Annotated in this window: 12 protein-coding genes; 4 read left to right on the forward strand and 8 right to left on the reverse strand. The window is 38.0% G+C overall.

The window, feature by feature from the left end; all coding sequences use genetic code 11:
- Positions 1 to 2: 2 nt before the first annotated feature.
- The 8 genes from F968_RS11370 to F968_RS11405 form a co-directional block, all read right to left on the reverse strand.
- The gene (locus F968_RS11370; RefSeq protein WP_004793206.1) at positions 3 to 2,966 is read right to left on the reverse strand and encodes a hypothetical protein; all 2,964 of its coding nucleotides are present in this window, start codon (positions 2,964 to 2,966) and stop codon (positions 3 to 5) included.
- A gap of 3 nt (positions 2,967 to 2,969) precedes the next feature.
- Entirely contained in the window at positions 2,970 to 5,756 is a 2,787-nt protein-coding gene (locus tag F968_RS11375; RefSeq protein WP_004793208.1) for a DUF2345 domain-containing protein, read from the reverse strand.
- A gap of 438 nt (positions 5,757 to 6,194) precedes the next feature.
- Complete coding sequence (locus F968_RS11380; RefSeq protein ID WP_004793213.1) at positions 6,195 to 6,653, reverse strand: SUKH-3 domain-containing protein; 459 nt, start codon at positions 6,651 to 6,653, stop codon at positions 6,195 to 6,197.
- A 73-nt stretch (positions 6,654 to 6,726) separates the two neighbouring features.
- Entirely contained in the window at positions 6,727 to 7,035 is a 309-nt protein-coding gene (locus tag F968_RS11385) for a hypothetical protein (RefSeq protein WP_004793214.1), read from the reverse strand.
- A gap of 149 nt (positions 7,036 to 7,184) precedes the next feature.
- A complete protein-coding gene (locus F968_RS11390; protein ID WP_004793215.1) occupies positions 7,185 to 7,490 on the reverse strand; it encodes a hypothetical protein in 306 nt (101 codons plus the stop codon).
- Positions 7,490 to 12,295: an RHS repeat-associated core domain-containing protein gene (locus F968_RS11395; protein WP_004793216.1), complete on the reverse strand. Its 4,806-nt coding sequence runs from the start codon at positions 12,293 to 12,295 to the stop codon at positions 7,490 to 7,492. The genes F968_RS11390 and F968_RS11395 overlap by 1 nt, the downstream gene beginning before the upstream one ends.
- 9 nt (positions 12,296 to 12,304) lie before the next feature.
- Positions 12,305 to 15,502, reverse strand: a complete 3,198-nt coding sequence (locus tag F968_RS11400) for a type VI secretion system Vgr family protein (protein WP_004793217.1) — start codon at positions 15,500 to 15,502, stop codon at positions 12,305 to 12,307.
- 104 nt (positions 15,503 to 15,606) lie between these two features.
- The gene (locus F968_RS11405; RefSeq protein ID WP_004793218.1) at positions 15,607 to 16,503 is read right to left on the reverse strand and encodes a LysR family transcriptional regulator; all 897 of its coding nucleotides are present in this window, start codon (positions 16,501 to 16,503) and stop codon (positions 15,607 to 15,609) included.
- Positions 16,504 to 16,601: 98 nt separating this feature from the next.
- Here F968_RS11405 and F968_RS11410 point away from each other — a divergent pair, with 98 nt between their 5' ends.
- The 4 genes from F968_RS11410 to F968_RS11425 all read left to right on the forward strand — a co-directional run bounded on the left by F968_RS11410 (position 16,602) and on the right by F968_RS11425 (position 20,257).
- Entirely contained in the window at positions 16,602 to 17,942 is a 1,341-nt protein-coding gene (locus tag F968_RS11410) for an MFS transporter (protein ID WP_004793219.1), read from the forward strand.
- Positions 17,935 to 18,336: a hypothetical protein gene (locus tag F968_RS11415; protein WP_004793220.1), complete on the forward strand. Its 402-nt coding sequence runs from the start codon at positions 17,935 to 17,937 to the stop codon at positions 18,334 to 18,336. Before F968_RS11410 ends, F968_RS11415 begins: the two co-directional genes overlap by 8 nt.
- A gap of 95 nt (positions 18,337 to 18,431) precedes the next feature.
- On the forward strand, positions 18,432 to 19,376 hold the full coding sequence (locus tag F968_RS11420; RefSeq protein ID WP_004793221.1) for an ABC transporter permease: 945 nt from the start codon (positions 18,432 to 18,434) through the stop codon (positions 19,374 to 19,376).
- Positions 19,376 to 20,257 carry an ABC transporter ATP-binding protein gene (locus tag F968_RS11425; protein ID WP_004793222.1) on the forward strand — a complete coding sequence of 294 codons (882 nt, stop codon included), beginning with the start codon at positions 19,376 to 19,378 and terminating at the stop codon, positions 20,255 to 20,257. Before F968_RS11420 ends, F968_RS11425 begins: the two co-directional genes overlap by 1 nt.
- Positions 20,258 to 20,273 lie beyond the last annotated feature (16 nt).

Below are 20,273 nucleotides of genomic sequence, written 5' to 3' on the forward strand. Positions count from 1 at the left end.
CTTTAAGCCATATATGAACCATCAGAGTTTTGTTGATAATTTGCTGCAATAAACAATTCTGCATCAGTACCATCGACTTCAAGCGATGGTACAGCTTCCGTATTTAAAGTAACTAAAGTATCCGCATTAACAATACTTGGGTCTTCAGCCATTTTCTCTCTTAACTTTTTCAACTCCCTTGGATTATTCATTGGTGCTTTTTCATGTAAAGGAATTGTTTTTACAACTTTTGAGCGTAATTTTTCATATTGCTCTACATATTCACTTCCACGTCCAACTGTATCTGAATTAAAAGCATATTCTTTTACAATATCTGAGACCTGAGACCAAACACCATCATGTAAAAAAACCAAGAGTTGTTTTTCTAATTTTTTAATACTATTAGTTGATTTTGAACCATCAAAAGACATTCTTTGGAGAACATTTAACCATTCATTTTCTGTTGTAATAGTTTCAAAAATTGCAATAACAGCTTGCTTATGGCTAGGTAAATATGGAGACGTTAAAGATGACGGGTAGTCGGCTAAATGAGTAACTTTATTGTGTCTAGTCATTTGGTAGATTAGCATTCCCTTAGCTTCAGGGGTTGCTTGTTTTAGCCACTCAGGTTGTCTTTTAATTTTATTGGCTAAATCAACTGAATTTTTCGCATCGGAATACTTACCATTAAAATTATCAAACTCCTCAGCAATGTCATTGAGAGTTTTAGCAGTTATAGAGTCATTACCCAGAGCAATTACAGCCAATTGACTTAAATTTCTAAAAGCATCTTCCGCAATAAAACCCAATATTGTGAATTGAGCGCGTATAAGCTGGTAGTGCACCCATTTCAACACTTCAAGCATCTGACTAAAATCAATAACGAAATCTAATGCACCTTTTGCCCCTAAACCAACACATAAGGCTGCTTTGGCCCTAAAACGGAATTGATTTTCTTGTGCCCAATAAAATAGTTTAAAATTAACTCCCGCTCCCAATCCAGCACTAACAGCAAAATCCAATGCCAAACTCGCCAAAGCCTTGAAATCTTTAGCTTCCGGTGAAAGCCACTGAAATTCACCCGATGGTTTGATACCTGCCTCAGCCCCAGCAAATGCTTCAATTTGCCCCTCAGAACTTGCACCGCTACCAGGAATAATACTTTCATCACGATCCATTGGTACAAATCTTGGGCGGTTTTCCCCCATATTATTGGCAAGTGAGGGATTTCGGTTTCGCCTACCATTGGCAGCTAATTGTTGTTGACCATCTTTACTGTAGCTGATCTCTAAACCAATTCCTGCGGCCACTTTTGCACCAGCAAAACCATAGAGCTCCATGCCAACAATAAACCGGAATGCCCCTAAATCAATATCTTCAAAGTTCAGCATCCAACCTTTATCACATGGAATAACATAGGTAGTTTTTGCCTTCCCCTCAAACAAAACCAACTTACCTTGGGCATTCACATTTGCCTTAGCATTCACTTCTCCACTTTCAGGTTTCCAACTCGCACTTGATGAGAAACCAGCACCACCAACACATCTTAACCATTGAGATTGAATATCTACCGTTAAACTATCTGAAATTTTAATTTGTTCAACAAAACCTGCACTAAAAGCAGAGAAGTCCCAAACCTTTGTTCCAGTTTGCTTAGAATATTTAGCCAAATCCAGACTGACTTTTTTAAACTCATTGTGAATAGCCTGTTCATTAATTTTCTTAAAGTCTTGCTTTATATCTTTAAGCTTCTTTAATTCAGTTCCTAAGACTGTAACCTTAAAACTTTCTTTATTTTTTTTCTTTTGTTGTAATTGCATATATCTATCAGTACGCAAATATCGACGTCTGAAATCAAATTCTTGCGTGTTACCACTTGGATTTTTCTTTCGACGAGCCTCAAAAGTAATAACCTCTGTCAAGTCAGCTGCTTTTTTAAAGTTTTTATTTAGCTCCTCTTCAATTTTCTTCTCTGCTTCTTTTATTTCATCTTCTGCTTTTTTAACACTAGAAACGCTACCAGATTTTATTGCCTCTGCTAATTTATTTTTAGCATCAAAAGAATTACCAAATAATTTATCTAATTTCGAACTTTCTTTCTCAAACTCAGCATAGTCCTCTGCTGAAAGAACAATCATTTCCTCTCTATGCATATTTAAAATAACAGGGGGTTTTCCATTTCCCTGCAATGTTACTGTCGTATTCTCTTTTTGCTTAGTGGTTTTAGCAACCGACTTCAATTGCACAGTGACATAATTATTTTTACTAATTGTGGTGAAATGTTGTATATCTTTTTTGTCTGGTTGGATATCCATATTTATAAACTTAAATTTTACAAATATAATTTCACCTTTTGGCGAATACAGAGGTGGTGTAAAACCATTTTTATCTACGATTTTCACTTTGACATTCGTTAAACTAATTTTCTTTTCTTTACCCTCTTTGTCAAAAGTGAAAGTTTCAAATGAAATATTATCAGATAATTTAGAGCCTCTAAAACCCTCTATTTTATAGCGGTAATATTGCTTAATCTGGTACTCTATCGTGGTTATTCCTTGCTTTTCTTGTTTTATCTGAATGCCTGACGTACCATTTATATTGATGGCCTTTTCCCATTCAGAATCATTACGCTTAATCCAAAGATCATATTCTCCAACTGGCAAATACATTTCTTTGGTAAAACCCTTCAAATCAGTTCTGTCTTCTCTGTTATGAACAAGGGTTATACTTTCTTGTGCATCTTTATACTTTGCCATATTTTGCGCTATTGCTTGGCTAGTAATCGGTTTGTTCTTATATATGGATTTCATATCCAATGGCTGCATAAGAGGCTTAGGAGTTTTTGTACTCGCTATTGCTATAGCAAGTTTATTTGCCTCGCCAGGTCTTCTACCCTTTTCTGTTACAGAATAAAGCATGTCATGACAAGGAATCGCGTCATTATCAGGCAACACGTTAATAAATAGTTTTAATTTAATTTTATTCATCACTTATTCTTCTTCAAAAGTTACAAAACCATCGTGAACATGATCTTCTAAGCTAATCTGGATTTTCTGAGGACCTTTGGTTGTGATTTTCCGAGTTTTACCCTGACCATCCGTTACACCACTAACCATTTCTCCATTTTGTAAAATCATCAAATACTTCTTATTTTTCAAGGGATTTCCATCTAAATCTTTTGCTATATAAGTTAAATGGTAGTCAGGTAACATCACCAATTCAGGACTTAGCGTTGCCACCTTAGCTCCTCCCACAAACAAATGTTGCCCTGCTTTCACCTCAAGCTTACCGCCGGTGACAGGGAAAATACCCGAACCATTCAACTTAACTTGAGATCCACTTGCAGTCAGATTAATTTCAGTTGGACTAGTAATAAAAACCGTGTCTTCGGTTGACGTAATCTGTACGCCCTTTCGAGCAATCACATCTAAGCCATCACCTTGTGCCTGAATTTCCACTTTACCTTGACCAGCAAAAAGCCGAGCACCTTCTTGGGCGGCAAATAGACTTATTTTTTGACTCGCATGACTCACTATATTCTTTTGCGTACTGATATTAATGCTATCTCCAGCACTTTGAGTGAGCTGACCATTTGCACTGAGGTGTATATCTTCATTACTAGTTACAGCAATACTTTTTGGAGAAGCTAACAGCATCACTGCCGATTGAAACTCAGCAGCCTTTTTAGGGTCTTCTTGCTTGAGGATTTCTAAGAAATTCTGAATATTCTCAAGCATATCTAACGGGTCAGTTTGCTGATTTTTAGCAACCTCACTGAGTGCCTTGGCATTGTTGAGACCGCCTTCTATTTGTTGTTTGGCCTCATTTGCATCGAGGTGTACGCCTTGAGCTTGATCCTGTTTGTGGGTACTAAGGAGTAAGCCGCTGCCTGCTCTGACTGCCCCCCACTGGTCTGTTCGTAGCTCGAAACCTTCACCACGACCGTCACTTTCGGCTTTATCTTTTGGATGGCTTAAGTTGCCCATGTTGAGCTGACTGGCTGCATGACTACTTTGTAGCTGGGCACTGATTTGCCCTGTAGTGTCGTCAAAACGAAGCTGGTTAAAGCCTTTACCATCAACTTCTTCAGAGCGGATGCCACTGAGCTTTTTAGTGTCCGGTAGCTGGCCTTTCTGGTCGAACTGAGTTGGGTGACGTTCAGCTTCATGAATGCGTCCTACCACAAACGGGCGATCAATGTTGCTGTCAAAGAAATCGATCACCACAATCTCACCGACACGTGGTAAGAAACGCGCCCCATAACCCTCACCTGCCCATGGGGTGAGTACATCCACCCAAGCCGAGTCGGTGTCATTATCATTACTTCCTGCACCACCATCATGGCTATGGTCGTCAGTTCGGGTAAATAGGAAGCGAACTTTAATGCGCCCCCATTGGTCGACATGAATGCTTTCACCTTCCAATCCCACAACTCTAGCGCGCTGTGGGTAAGCTGCTGGTCGGTGCCCTAATGGATCATACTCAGGAACAGTTTTAATATTTCTGCGTGACAAGATGAGCTCATTACCCTGACGCTCAGTCTGGTCATTTAACTCAGATTGACATTTTTGCCATTGGCTTTGACTAACAAGTTGATTGATTTGTTTTTGCAAATCTTTAGGCAAATTATTTTGCAGATAGAAGCTTTTCCCAATAATCAGAAATTCTTTGTCTGATCCGCTATGAGTATCTATTTCTGGATGTTCATTCAATTCAAACCAATAACCGACTTGCGCATCACGTACCGTGGTTTGTGCACGAAAATATTTTGATTGAGACGCATAATAATCCGATAGATTTTGATTGAGTTTTTCTAGCTGCTGGTGACCCGATGCAGTGGCTTGGTCTTCCCCATTTAAATCTTGCATCCAAGCAGGACTAATATGCCATGCATGTTCTAGACTTAAACTCGCATTATCCTGATTAGCACTATGACTATGCTTTGACTGAACACTACCCATGCCTTCTTCTTGACTTAAAGCATCAGCCTGCCAGCGTTGCACATGCACGGCTGTAGATTGCAAGCTTCGAGTTGGCACAAGGCTCGTCATACTGTCTTGTTGTTCAACTGCGCTACTACGGTGATAACGGATATTTCTTCGGTCTAATACTAAATATGATTCATTACTATCAATTAAACGTAACTTTTGTGATTGAATCTCATCCGAGCTATTAGTGACAAACAACTGAGCTTCATCAATTAACCAGTTAATGCCTTCACTACGCCAAAGTCGGGTTAAAAACTCATAATCCGTTTCGTTACTTTGCATGACAAAAGGTCGAACATCGTAGTCTTGGGTTAGGTTTTTTAAATCCAAAGTTAATGCAGAAGCAAACAATGGGCTTTTGTTCTGCCACTCATTAAATAGAATTTCAGTAATGTCCCGTACACTTTTATTCATAAACACACGGCTATTTCGGCGTTTATGCCATAGCGCGGTCGGATCTTGTAATCTCAGTTTATACAATGTTAATGAACCATCACTCTGCCCCTGACTGGCTTCTGTAATAATTCCTGTAGTTCTAAATAGCCGCCCCTGATCAGTTACTTGATCGACTGCAACCTGACAACCAATAAATTGTTTTAATGAAATATGGGCATTGGTAGAAAGACAAAATAAATCGGCAGTCAGTCCTTCATTTAGCTGATGCTGCCCTTCAATACTTTGTAAAAAGACTTGAGTATTCAACGACGGATTAGAAAACTGAACGTGAAGTACGCGTTTTTGCGAACTGATACCCAAATCTTCTAGAATTCTATGTATATGAGATAACATCTTTTTATGAAAACTTTGTCAGGATTGGCATTATTTTATAAAATACAGAAACATCTGTCTATTTTGTAAAGAAAAACTTAACCATATGAATACACGAATGAATGAGAATGCTATCCGTAATAAATATAAAAAATGAATTAACAACTTACGCTATTAATTCACTCTTAAAAGTTGTTAATATTTTAGTATTCTAAGAAATTCATTTTTAATTTAAATTCATTAATAGTATCCACAAATTTTTGACTTACTACATAGATATAAGGTTTATCCGTATCTCTAGCAATAAAAAAGTCATCTATTACAAGATCTTTTTTTATGAAGTCATCTTCATCTAATAAATTGTTTTTCCTCTTAATATACATAGCATTAATATCTACCTCTATACATTAATTAACAGTCAAAACTTTTAGACTATTTGACTGTTAACTTTTTAATTACTTACAATTTAATAAAGTTTTTTTCATAAAAAATATTATTAAAAAAGCTATTAACTGAATCCCCAATTTTGCAAAAATAGTCATCATAACCACCATAAAACTTAAATGATAGATCTATAAAATATGTTAAATGTTCACTATAGCCCAATCCAATTGGTAAAAGGTCACTTCCTGCCTTTAATGAATACTCCTCAAATATCCAGGCAGGATCTATACCTTCTGTTGCTTTAATACAATTGAAATACGAAAAATCTTTTTCTTTTCCTCTATATGCCTCATGAGCTATATTTAATCCATTAAAACTTTGGACAAAAACTATAGCAGAATTAAAAATTTTATATTTATCCGCTTTCCATGCTTCTATGATGTGTTCACTATCTATTTTTCTTCCTGTATACCAACCACAATTGATTAAATACTCCCCAATATTGGCATTCAAATCAAAATTGGATTCTTGCATCCGCTTTTTTCCTATTAATACTTTGTATATTAAAGAGGGGGCCCCACCCCCAAATTAGTAACGTGTTCACTACCTAAATATTATTAGATATAATATTTGATATATTTTCCTTTAAACTGCTTATATCCCTACACTCTTTTTCAATTATAGGTGAGTCCCAATTCATATCTTTTATCAATACAATTTTTAAAAAACCACCTACCTCTAGATCTGGATACCATCCGACATCCAATATTTTATTGTTATTAAAAGAAATCTGTAATAAATCTTCAGACAAGTCAAAAACTGTATCATCATTTATTTCAAAATTATCATCAATCCAAGAAATGGAATCATGACTAACAACTCCATCTTTAATATCAATATTCCACCAAATATTCATTTTTCACTATTAAGCCTAATATTTATATAATTACTTAAACTGTAGCGTTACTTTATGTTTTTCCCAAACAATTATTTTAAAAAACTCTATGATATCTAATTAATAACTTAAATTAATCATTAGATATCATAATTAAATTCTTTTTAAGTTTACTTTCTAACCTCCCAGAAATCTATATTTTCCAATGCTCTTTCAATATCAGACATATCATCCACACCTAAATCATTATTAAATTTACAAGATAAAACTTTTCTAATATTAGCCAACCTATCACATACATTATTATTGTCTATAAAGTTAGTGGTTTCTTTTGCATACTCTTCATAAGAATTAGGCAGAGTTTCAGCATAATAGGACCCAATTTTATGTAATGAAATTAATATAAACTCTATCTCTTTTAAAACACCCAAAACTTCATCACCTGAATATACCAATTTTTTGTTAGCTTCTAACATTACCTTCTCCTATTAACAACTAAATTACATGGATTAATTACATCACCTTTAATGGTAAGTTCTTCTCTATGGTAACGTGGATTCTTAACCCATTCAGTTCTACTTTCTAAAACATCAAACTCAACATAATCTCTCCCTTTACCTTGTTTAATCTGATATTTGTCTTCAGCCTCAATTTGAGATAAAGGTTTTTTATTCGCTGGCTCAACATATACTCTATTATTATCAACAGCAAGTATTTTCTGTGTTAGCTCAATTGCATTCGAACCCTTTCTATTCGTGTAGTGTCTTACACGAATCATCTTACCAATTGTACAGTTAGTATTACTATTTTCTTTTTGACTACTCCCTTTTTTAGGTGATAGCCCAAGTGGATCAATCCAATTATTAGGATTCGGCACATAAGAATACACATTAAATCCACCCAACAATCCAATCGGGTCTTTACTAATAAACCGCCCTACATACGGCGAATAATAACGATAGCGGTTGTAATGAAGCCCTGATTCACCATCAAAATATTGACCTTGGAAACGAATGTTATTGCTTATAATCTCTGAATTTTCAAAGAAATCTGACTTAGCCTGTTCTACCTTACACTCACCCCAAGCTTTATATTGAGCTTTCCAGACAATGGCGCCTGTCTGATCACTCATTTCCTGCGGTGTGCCTAAGTGATCACAATGATAAAACCATACATCATCAAAACCTTGACTTTGTTTTACTGTATTCCAAAGAGGGTCTTTATAAATGCTGTATTTTTTATCTTTCCAGTCTTGGGTGTGATGTAGCTCAATGGGGTGATGATACGCCGCTTGCAACAAAGGCACGAAACTATCTTTTTCGTAGAAATAGTGTTTAGTTATATCAGCGCTAGATTCATAAGCTAAAGTATCACCATCCCAACCATAAATAATGTTCTGTTCTTGCCCAGTATGGTGGTGCTTACTTCTTTTTTGAATGCGTCGGCCTAAAGTATCGTAACGATACTCTGCCGTATATTGATTATTTCGGCTACGAACAAGACGTCCCAATACATCCCACTCAAGATTTAAATCACCTTGTGATGACTTTTGTCGAATCAGTTGTCCAAAAGCATCATATTGATATTGTTGGTCAAGATATTCCTGCACGACGTTATTAACTATGCGGTTATAACCAAGACCCTTTTCAGTGGCAGTGGGTTGTAAGGATTGCTCTTTGGTACTGTTATATCGATCTAGAATATTACTTGCCGGGTCAAAATTAAATGTCTCTTTTCCAAGCTTACTGGTTGCCTCTAATAAGCGTCCGACAGGATCATATTTATAGTGAATAGTTCCACGACGTGTATCTTTAATGAGCGTTAACTCACCTGTTTTATCGTAGTGATATAAGCGCTCAATCAATTGGTTGGTATGCTGGATAGCATTATTTTGAGTTTGGGCCTGATAGCCTTTGTCATGCCCATTCAACATTAATTGCTGAGTTAAACGTCCAACTTCATCATAACGTTGTTGTTGGCTAAGACCATTTGCATAGTGTCGCAACGTCTCTCTATGTAAATCGTCACGCTCAAAACTAACAACATCTTCACCATTTAAGGCCATGCCATAGACATGCCCACTTCCATAAGTTAGCCAATCTATTTTCTGTCCATCTGGTCGAATGGTGGTAGTTCGATTATTTAATTCATCATAGACATGTTTCCACACCGCAGTTTTCTGAGTCACAACATCTTGATGATGTTCTTTAATTAAATTGCCTGCGGCATCATAAAACCACTGCAAGTTAGTTTCGGCATTTTTAGCCTGAACTAGATTACCTAAGCCATCATAAGAAAATTCTTCTGTTTGCTTTTCTTCAAGCTCTTGCCCTTGATAGCCATATCCTGCTGTACGTTGTTCTAAACGTCCCATGCTGTCAAAAATAAATTGCTGAATACGGTCTTTAGGCGCAGCACGATCTTTGAAATCTTGACCATAGGCAGAAGCGACCTCAATACTACTAGTCAAACGACCATTAGATTCATCGTACGTATAAGCAGTTTCTTTGCCATCAAAATCAATTTCTTTTACTAATCGACCTGCAGCATCATAAATAAATTCATAACTTGCGCCATTTTCATTAATTAAACGTTTTAAGCGACTCAAGCGGTCCCATTGATATTTTAAAGTTTGATTTAATGGGTCTGTACGCTTGGTAATTAAACCAGCTGCGTCATATTCATAACGTGTCTGCTGTCCTTTAGAGTCAACATGAACTAATAAACGACCTTCTTCGTCATGAATAAAATGTTCTTCAGCACCATCAGCATGCTTAATTTTTTCGAGCTGTCCAAAAGCATTTAGCGGTAAGCCTTTTTTTAGAGGCTGTCTTGGTTCAGCAGTTAATTCCGTATAGAAATATTCAACTTTTTGCTTTAAAGCATTTTCAATAAATTTGACTCGCCCGCGCTCATCATAGTACCAGTGCGTTTCTTTACCAGAACAATCTGTATAAGTAACTAAGTTGCCTTGATCATCATATTTGAGTGTCTTCTTACCGCCTTTAGCATCTTTAATGGAAGTTACCAATCCCATTGCATTGTAGGCATAGGTTGTTTCACGCTTCAGCGGATCAATTTCTTTAATTATATTTCCTGAAGCATCGTATTCTTTAAACCAACGCCCCTGTTCAGCGTCAACAAAACCAGTCAGATTATCTTTTTCGTCGTATTCATAATAAAAGGTTGAGCCATCGGCCTGAACCATACTTAAGACATTACCGCGTTCGTCGTAGGTATACGATGTTTCTGTTCCATCTGTAGCAATATGCGATGTTATATTTTTTGCTTGGTCTCTAAAGAACCATTCTTGCAAATTGTCTGGATAAATAATTCGATAGGTATAACCCGTAATACCATAATAGTATTCAGTCACGTTACCATCGATATCCATGACTGAAGTTACGCGAATGTTTTCATCCCAATCTAATTTAGTAGCGGAACTATAGTCATCGGCCCACTCTTCAATCGCTTTTGAGCTAGGTAAAGCGCCATCCCACTTTAAGTTCATTCCTCTTTGAGTAAGATCGGTATAACGAGTCAATAAATGAGCTTGGTATTGATATTCATAAGAAGCAGCAAACTCATTGGTTGCCTTAATTAAATCACCTTGCTCGTTATATTGATATGCGGATAATTGTCTAATGAGGTGACCATCTTCCACCAACCAAGCAGCAACAACTTTTTGCACATCATTAATTTGTAATGCTACATGCGCCAAAGTTTGTTGTTGCTGTTTAAATATAATGTCGGATAAATAGCTATCACCATTTTCTAATTCATAGTCATAACGTAGTCCGATACTAAATCCATTTTGACGTTCTATAGAGACTAAACGAAACTCATTTTTATATTTTTGATAGAAGCGAGTTTCTGAAACACCATATGAAATTGCTCTAATTTCAGGTGAGACAACTGTATAAGTAAAAGTTTCTACTTCATCATAGTAACTCTGCCCAACTTTTAGCTCTGGTAAGCGAACAGGACGTCCATCGCTGCCAATATACTCCCAGCCCTCTTGCTCAATCGGTTCTTTAGGTTCATTAATGTTGTAACTAGAACAACGAGCAATCTTAGTTGTAAAAGGTGTAATCCACCGCGCTCCGAAAATCGATTGATCATACTGATATAAGTTCGAAACGTACGTTCTCGAAAATTGCTCTATTAATAGTGGATGAATTTGCGCATCTGCATGATTTAAAAACTCAGTACCCAAGGCAAAAGTAATTGATCGTTTAGTCGCACCACCTTTACAGTTTTTACATGCATTCGCATTATGAGTCGCGTCGTGTTCAGTATTCGCCTTTTCTAATTTATTATTTTTCTTGTCATGTTTGACTTGTGTGGTTTGAGTTGGCTTAACTTGAGCTGCTTTCTTTTTCCTAAATTTAGAAGCACTCATTCTCAACACATCAAATAGCCACCCAATTGTTTGCGGCTGCGCTGCATTTCCCAAGCCTTTAATTTTAGTATTGGCAGTGATACCAATTTTATTAATCGTTGCACCTACATTTAATATCGGCTGCTTTAAATGTGCAGGAACTAAAGAAGTAACAACTTTAGCATTGGAGTTTGCTCCTGTTTTAATAAGAGCTTTCCCCCAGTTTTCAGTCATGTAAACCAAGTTTTTTCCAGCTCGCGTTAAATCGCCACTTTTTATTCCTTTAACAACACCAGCAGCTTGCTGTTGAGCTCGGTTTGAATTTGATCCAGCATTTGTAAATACTTGGCCTTTTGTTACAACTCGAACGATTCCACCATTAATTTGTGTCGTGGCATTTTGGACGGTTCCACCACAAGTGGCTAAAATTGAATTTAACTGTTGTAGGCCGGTTTTACAGAATTTATCAATTTGTCCGGCAACATGATCGTTTAAATGGTTAGAGATCACCACAATAACGGCTTCGCCTAAAGCAGCTTTACCCACACGTTTAACTTCTTGACGGACTAGAAACAGGGCTGGACGAGCAGACATACGAATTGCTGATGTTCCTGGTACAGGTGCAATCCCAATAAGGTCAATACCCATTGTGGTCCAATCCATAATATCGGCATTTTGAAAACCTTTATCGTAGATATAGCAAATGTCGGAAACCACATCTATGGCAGCCATCACATTTCCAATAATTGGAATTGTCCCCATTACACTTACCAATAAGTCTAATGTCACAATTTTATGCGTATGACTTTTTAACCAATCATCTATTTTTTGTTTTGAGTGACTAACATCTTTAAGGGCAACTTCTGTTAATGGTTTAACAACTTCTGTTTTTCCAGACATTTTATTTCTCTACGAATTCTTTTTAAAAGGGCTTTGCAAATATTGAGGAAGAGCATTAGTTACCAAGCTACCGCCATCAACAGAACTTAATTTGCTTAAGTCATTTATTTTTTGAATTGATGCAAGATCAATGTTGTTCCCTATTTTTTGGCCTACTTCTGAAATGGGTAAAAAGCTTTTCACTTGATCAGTCACTAATTCCTGCGCCTCTGTTTTTAACATTGGCATTAAAGCCTTTGCCCCTTCAGATTTTATGCTTTGTGCAGTTTGAATATTTTTCATAATATTCGCAGGATTGGTTAATTGTTTAGATAATTCACCAAGTTTGGACTGGGCTGTTTTACTCATTTGTGCAATTAATGAATCTGATTGTTCAGTATCCGCATCATTCTTATTCGGCCACTCAACTGGACGTTTAAAATCACTTGCTGCATCCCAAGGATCACGGTGATCTGGTTCAAAGAAGACTTTTACTGCACCTGTTGCTAAGCCAGAAACTCTTGCAAATCCCTTATCATCCAACTTGCCAGTGACTTCTTTTCCTAAGTTATCAACAACCGTATAACTTCCACCTTTAACAAACTCACCATGCGCATAATCATGGATGAGCTCTAAATTTCCTGGACTACGTTTTGGCGGAGGCGGTAGTGAAGAACTAAAATTCGCACTTCCTCCCCCCATAAACAAATGCTGCCCAGCCTTCACCTCAAACTTTCCACCAGTGACAGGGAAAATTCCCGAGCCATTAATCTTGATTTGAGACCCACCTGCCGTGATAACGATTTCTTTAGAAGCACTAATTTCAATTTTGTCTTCTGTTGAAATAATCTGAACAGCTTTACGGGCAATTAAATCTGCTCCATCGCCTTGTGCTTGTATCTCGACTTTGCCTTTGCCTGCATAGAGTCTTGCCCCTTCTTGAGCCGCAAAAAGGCTAATTTTATTTTGGGCATGTGCAATCAAGTTCTTTTGGGTAGACAGATTAATGCTGTCGCCCGCAGTTTGACTTAACTGAGCATCTGCGCTGAGGTGAATGTCTTCATTACTGGCTATGGCAATGCTGTTAGGTGCAGTTAATATCATCAAGGCTTGCTTAAAAGCAGCAGCTTTGTCTTGATCTTTTTCTTCAATCTGTTCCAAGAAAGTTTTTAGATTCTCAAGCACTTCCAATGGATCAGTTTGCTGGTTTTTGGCTACTTCACTGAGTGCCTTGGCGTTGTTAAGGCCGCCTTCAATTTGTTGTTTGGCCTCAGCGGCGTCTAGATGTACACCTTGAGCTTGGTCCTGTTTATGGGTACTAACGAGTAAGCCACTACCAGCTCGAACTGCGCCCCATTGGTCTGTTCTGAGTTCAAAACCTTCACCACGGCCTTCACTTTCCGCTTTGTCTTTTGGATGGCTTAAGTTACCCAAGTTGAGCTGGCTTGCTGCATGACTACTTTGTAGCTGGGCACTGATTTGCCCTGTGGTGTCATCAAAGCGTAGCTGGTTAAAGCCTTTACCGTCGACTTCTTCTGAACGGATGCCGCTGAGCTTTTTAGTGTCGGGTAGCTGGCCTTTCTGGTCGAACTGGGTTGGATGCCCTTCAGCTTCATGAATACGGCCCACCACAAATGGACGGTCAACATTGCCGTCAAAGAAGTCGATCACAACAATCTCACCAACACGTGGCAAGAAGCGTGCGCCATAACCTGCGCCTGCCCATGGAGTCAGCACATCGACCCAAGCCGAGTCGGTGTCATTGTCGTTACTTCCCGCTCCACCGTCATGACTATGGTCATCTGTTCGGGTAAACAAGAAGCGGACTTTAATACGTCCCCATTGGTCAACATGAATGCTTTCGCCCTCTAATCCCACCACTTTAGCGCGCTGCGGGTGAGCGGCTGGTCGGTGTTCTAGCGGGTTATATTCAGGCACAGCTTTAATGTTGCGCCGAATGACATTGAGCTCAGCAAAGTGGCGCTGCTCGGGGTTTTGCGTGTCGAGTTGGGCGGCCTTAAGCTTGTCTTTTGGCAACAGACGCTCAAGTTGCTGTTGTAATTCTTTCGGTAAATTATTCTGGTTATAGTAATGCTTGCTTAAGATTAAGAACTCTTTATCGGCACTATCATGTTGGTCGAGTTCAGGATGGTCATTGAGTTCAAACCAGTAACCGACCTGTGCATCACGGACATTACCTGAAACGGTAAATTGTTTAGAGTTCAGGTGATGGTAAGCATTGATGTGCTGGTTAAGCTTTTCAATCTGGCTATTACCAGAAGCTGTTGCTTGGTCTTCACCGTTTAAGTCCTGCATCCAAGCGGGACTAACATGCCATGCATCTTCAAGGTTTAGGCTAGCATTATCATAGTGTTCGCTGTGCTTTTGGGTACCTTGTACGCTACCGCTGCCTTCTTCTTGGTGGAGGGCATCGGCTTGCCAGCGTTGTACATGTACAGACGTCGGCTGTAAGCGGCGCTCAGCTTTGACTTGGGTAACGGTATCGAATTGTTCTGTGGCACTGCTGCGTTGGTAGCGTAAGTTACGGCGTTCAAGGGCTTGATAATTTTGGTTATCGTCAATTAAACGTAGCACTTGTGGCTGAATGGATGCATTCGGATCAGCGACCAAAAGTTGCGATTCATCGACTAACCAGTTAATGCCTTCACTACGCCACAAACGGGTTAAAAAGTCGTAGTCACTTTCGTTTGACTGCATCACAAATGGACGCACATCGTAGTCTTTCGTTAAGCCTGCTGTGTCGAGCGTTAGACTTGAAGCAAATAACGGGCTTTTGGCCTGCCATTCTTTAAACAAAATTTCGCTAATATCTCGTACGCTTTTGTTCATAAACACGCGGCTATTACGACGTTTATGCCAAAGTGCAGTTGGGTCTTTTAAGGTTAAGTTATAGATGGTGAGTGAACCGTCGCTTTGGCCTTGGCTCGCTTCGGTAATAATGCCCGTAGTTCTAAAGAACTGGCCTGTATCCGTCACCTGATCGACAGCAACCTGACAGCCGATAAATTGTTTTAATGCAATATGCGCGTTTGTCGACAGACACAGTAATTCAGCAACGCTACCTTGGTTGAGCGTATGTTCACCCTCAACGCGTTGTAAGAAGACTTGATTGTTTAATGATGGGTTGGAGAATTGCACATGAAGAACGCGGTTCTGTGCGACTAAACCTAAACTATCTAAAATTTGAAATATTTTATGGGACATCATTATTATAAAAACTGAGTCATAATCGCCGTTATTTTATAAAAAACAGACAGAATTGTCTATTTATATAAAATAGTTTAGCTTCCATAACTTACATACATTTTAGTTTATCTAAAAGAAAGACGGGTTACTAAATAATCTATAAAGGCACGAGTTTTGGCCGGTAAATTAGAGGTATGAGGATAAAGTAATTGAATACTTTGCAGAGGTAATGAAAAGTCAGGAAATAAACGAATTAGGCGATTTTGTTGAATATCTTCATCAACTAACCATGCAGGACAAATCGCCACACCTAAAGATGAAAGAGCCATTTGATGAATTGCAGTCACCGAGTTTGATTCATACTGACTTCGAATAAAAGGTAATGAATATTGCTCCCCTAAACTGTTTTGCAAAATATATTGTGAATCTTGCCAATTTAATAAGGTGTGGCCAATCCAAGGCACATCCGCTAAATCAGATATATTTTCTATAGGATGGTCTTTTATAAACTGTGGAGTAGCCACAAGATAAATTGGATATTCTCCGATTTTCCGTGTTTTTAGAGATGAGTTTTTTAAATTCCCTAGTCGAATAACCAGATCTAATTTTTCAGTCACTAAATCATCGAAAGATGAATTAAACGAATACTGTAAACGTAAATCTGGGTAAAGCCGACAAAACTCAGGAAGTAAAGGCAAAATGAAACGTTGGCCAAACTCATTGGTAGACGAAAACCGTAAAGTGCCTGTAATGCTTGTACCTAAGTGTTGGCTTCGTTCAAATGCCTCATCAATCTGAAGTTGGATTTGTTTAAAATCCTCATAAAAATGCTGACCGATTTCAGTTAATGCAATATTACGGGTGTTGCGAATTAACAGGCTTGTATTGAGCTGCTTTTCTAATTGTTTTATATCAATACTCACCATTGATCGGCTTAAGCCTAAAATTTCAGCAGCCTTGGTAAAAGAACCGGAATCAACGACTTGTAAAAAACTGGTAATTTGCTTGAGGTTTTTTTGCACAATTAAGCCAATTGTTTAAAATTATCAAACAATGATTTTACTTCGCTTGCATCGACAATAAAAGAGCTGGATCTTACCCTGCCTGCACGGAGGTAGGTATGTCTTATCGATATAAAATAGCAACAGTGTTTTTACTTGGGTTCTTTATTGATTGCATCAACATTTTTATGTCTGCAATTGCATTACCTAATATTGCATCGTCATTTTCAGTTAGCCAATCCATGGTCACTTGGGTAACAAATGCTTATATTCTCGGCCTCATTTTAATTATGCCCATGAGTTTATGGTTAGCCAGCAAACTTGGGAACCAAAAGTTATTGTGTTATTCGATGCTTTTATTTTCGATAAGCATTTGCTTTATTGGCTTTAGTGAATCGATTTATAGCTTAATTTTTTGGCGATTTATTCAAGGTGTAGCTGGAGGTTTATTAATTCCAGTCGGGCAAGCACTCGTATATGCATTATTCCCGAACCAAGAACGCCAACGCATTTCTACATTAATTATGGCAATTGCATTGATTGCGCCAGCTTTTTCACCTGCGATTGGTGGAGTGATTATTGATTCATTTAACTGGCGATGGGTATTCTTATCTAACCTTCCTTTTTCTTTACTTGCCTCAGCTCTGGCATGGTTATGGATTAAAAAAACAGAGAATGTTTCGTGTGAAGAACCAGACATCAGAGGCTTAGTTATTTTTAATATAAGCCTTTTATCTTTATTACTGTCCTTTTCATTTTATAGTGATTACCATAACGCCTTATTCGCTCTAACTAGTTTTCTAATTTCAGTGGGAATGCTTATTTTCTACATTCGACATGCGAAAAAAATTTCCCATCCTGTTCTGAATCTTCAGTTATTAAAAAATAAAAATTTACGCAATGCATTTATTGTCTATTACGCCGTTCCGGGTATTTTTACAGGCGTTAATTTACTCAATATTTTTAATTTACAGCTTAACTTTGGCTTTAATGCAAAACAAACTGGTTTATTCATGTTGCTCTATGCAACTGGGGCACTCGCAGCCATGATTAGTGGCGGTCTGCTCTATCAACGGTTAGGAAAAAAGTCTCTTCTTATTATTGGAATAACACTACACAGCTTTGGCATATTTCTTTTATTTTGTATTTCAAACACTAGTCCCGTCAGCTTTTTAGTGATTGCTTATTTATTGATGGGTATGGGTGGCGGTCTAAGTGCCAATATCGCCCAAATTAGCTCACTGATTGATTTTTCAGGCCAAGATTTATTACAAGGAAGTGTGCTCTGGAATATTAATCGACAAGTTTCATTTAGTGTCGGTACTGTTGTTCTCATTTCGATATATAACTTGATGTCTGGCTCAAGCAATTTGCTTCGCTATCAACATACTTTTTTAATTGCAGCTTTGCTCTGCTTACTTTCACTCATTCCCGTTTTAAAGGAGAAAACCCATGTCTAAACAAATGGATCAAGCCATTCAAAGTGTTATTGACCTACATGTTTTAATAGAAAATGTATTTACAGGCAAAAATGCAGAGCAAAGTCTGAGCCCGCTTTTAGGTAGCTTTGATCAAAATTTTAAGATGGTAACGGTTCAAGGTCACAGCATTGGTTTCGCGGAAGTAAATAGTTTATTTAGCCAGAATATCGGGGAAAAACCTTCTTTAAAAATCGACATTATTAAGAGTACAGCTTTATACGAATTTGAAAATTATTGTTGGGTGCAATATCAAGAACATCAACAAACTGATGAAACCGAAACATTACGCACTTCAACAGCCTGCATTAAAGTAGAAGGCGAAAAATGTTATTGGGTTTATTTACATGAAACTTTAGTTCCCTCGTCTTCTTAACTCGTCGAGAGCATCATAAAGATGGCACCTATTTTGCTTAACAATATTACGTTTTATGAAAATCGTAATACTGATCAAAATGGGGAGCTCTCGATATGGGTTATGTTGCAAAGGAATTTACGCGAAAGAACAAGCTGATTCTCAGTATTTGTTCTTTCGTTATTCCAATATGTCTTTGGTGCGCAATCAGTTACTTACCTTTTGTTTGGCATCCTCAAGTACAAATCACGAGTTCGGGAAGTGTTTCTTACTTACAAGTAGGAAGTCGCATTGATAAAAATGTGTTCTATCTCGAAGCACAAAATGCAGTCAATCGAAATTCTGCACCACCACAAGGTATTTTAGTCAATCCGATTTATTTACCCGCTCCCCACGAAGTCGCTAAGGCTTTAGTCACCGCCTTTACCACACCACCAGAACAACCTGACTCACCGTGGTTTCATCAAAGTTTATGGCACAGTATCAAACTGGTTTTTTCAGCCTTTTTTATCTCTTCACTGATTGGGATTCCACTGGGTATTTTATGTGGTTTTTCTAAGCGTATATCTCTGTTAACAGAACCGTTTGTTGAGTTTTTCCGTTATTTACCCGCACCTGCTTTTGGCGCACTTGCAGTGGCAATTTTAGGGATTAATGACGCGCCTAAAATTGCCATTATTGTGATTGGTACGCTATTTCAACAAATTCTGATTATTGCTAATACCACTCGAATGGTAGATCGAAACTTAATTGAAGCTGGCTATACGCTTGGCACCAATAAGCTCAAAAGTTTATTTCATGTGGTGATTCCTGCTGCCTTACCTGATATTTACCGTGACTTACGTGTATTGCTGGGTTGGGCATGGACCTACTTAATTGTTTCAGAGTTGATTGGTACGACGTCAGGTATTACATGGTTTATTACCCAACAGGCACGCTATCAAAACTTTGACAATGTCTATGCAGCTATTTTGATTATTGGGGTAATTGGTCTGGTCTGTGATTGGATATTAATGAAGTTAGGTGAGCGGATGTTCGCTTGGAAAGTAGGAGTAAAATAATGAACGATTCAACATTTAACGCACATGAATACTTTCAAAAAATTTATGAACGTCCTGTTATTTTGGAAGCCAAACAACTGAGCCAAGTCTTTAAACACGGTCAAACTGAACGTACCGTTTTAAATAAACTCGATTTAAAAATTCACAAAAGAGAATTTATTTGTGTGATTGGTCCTTCTGGCTGCGGTAAGTCGACACTCAGCCGTGTCATTACGGGTTTAGACCCATACCATAGTGGAGAAGTTTTAGTGGACGGCGAATGCATTACAGGCCCATGCCCTGAACGCGGCATGGTATTTCAGGGTTATACCCTTTTTCCATGGAAAACTGTAAAAGAAAACGTGATGTTTGGTCCGCAAATGCGCGGCGCTAGTCAAATGACAGCCGAAGCTCAAGCACGCGAATGGATTAATATTATTGGTTTGGAAAAGTATGAAAATCAGTATCCACACCAACTTTCTGGTGGTATGAAACAGCGGGTTGCGATTGCTAGAGCTTTAGTTAATCAACCTAAAATTTTACTGATGGATGAACCTTTTGGTGCACTCGACCCACACACCCGTCAAAAAATGCAAAAGCATTTAATGGATTTATGGCAAAACATTGATATCACCATTATTTTTGTAACCCATGACATGGATGAAGCTATTTTACTGGCAGACCGGATTGTGGCACTCAAAGCCAACCCAGGTGAAATTAAGGAAATTATTGAAGTTAATTTGCCGCGTCCACGCTCACTCGACTTAATGAGCACACCTGAGTTTAAACAGCTCCGTTCACGGGTAGATTATTTAGTTCATGCTGAAGAAGATGAGCTTGACCCTGCTTTACAAGACTTACCAAAAATTCCACGTATGACTCAGGTCAGTACAGAAAAATAAGAAACACATAAAAAAG

Source organism: Acinetobacter sp. NIPH 817 (genome assembly GCF_000368405.1).
Classification (GTDB): domain Bacteria; phylum Pseudomonadota; class Gammaproteobacteria; order Pseudomonadales; family Moraxellaceae; genus Acinetobacter.

Excerpts from the sequence above, each read along its gene's own strand:
- F968_RS11370 (WP_004793206.1), bottom strand. The coding sequence starts at position 2,966 with ATGAATAAAATTAAATTAAAACTATTTATTAACGTGTTGCCTGATAAT.
- F968_RS11375 (WP_004793208.1), bottom strand. The coding sequence starts at position 5,756 with ATGTTATCTCATATACATAGAATTCTAGAAGATTTGGGTATCAGTTCG.
- F968_RS11380 (WP_004793213.1), bottom strand. The coding sequence starts at position 6,653 with ATGCAAGAATCCAATTTTGATTTGAATGCCAATATTGGGGAGTATTTA.
- F968_RS11385 (WP_004793214.1), bottom strand. The coding sequence starts at position 7,035 with ATGAATATTTGGTGGAATATTGATATTAAAGATGGAGTTGTTAGTCAT.
- F968_RS11390 (WP_004793215.1), bottom strand. The coding sequence starts at position 7,490 with ATGTTAGAAGCTAACAAAAAATTGGTATATTCAGGTGATGAAGTTTTG.
- F968_RS11395 (WP_004793216.1), bottom strand. The coding sequence starts at position 12,295 with ATGTCTGGAAAAACAGAAGTTGTTAAACCATTAACAGAAGTTGCCCTT.
- F968_RS11400 (WP_004793217.1), bottom strand. The coding sequence starts at position 15,502 with ATGATGTCCCATAAAATATTTCAAATTTTAGATAGTTTAGGTTTAGTC.
- F968_RS11410 (WP_004793219.1), top strand. The coding sequence starts at position 16,602 with ATGTCTTATCGATATAAAATAGCAACAGTGTTTTTACTTGGGTTCTTT.
- F968_RS11415 (WP_004793220.1), top strand. The coding sequence starts at position 17,935 with ATGTCTAAACAAATGGATCAAGCCATTCAAAGTGTTATTGACCTACAT.
- F968_RS11420 (WP_004793221.1), top strand. The coding sequence starts at position 18,432 with ATGGGTTATGTTGCAAAGGAATTTACGCGAAAGAACAAGCTGATTCTC.
- F968_RS11425 (WP_004793222.1), top strand. The coding sequence starts at position 19,376 with ATGAACGATTCAACATTTAACGCACATGAATACTTTCAAAAAATTTAT.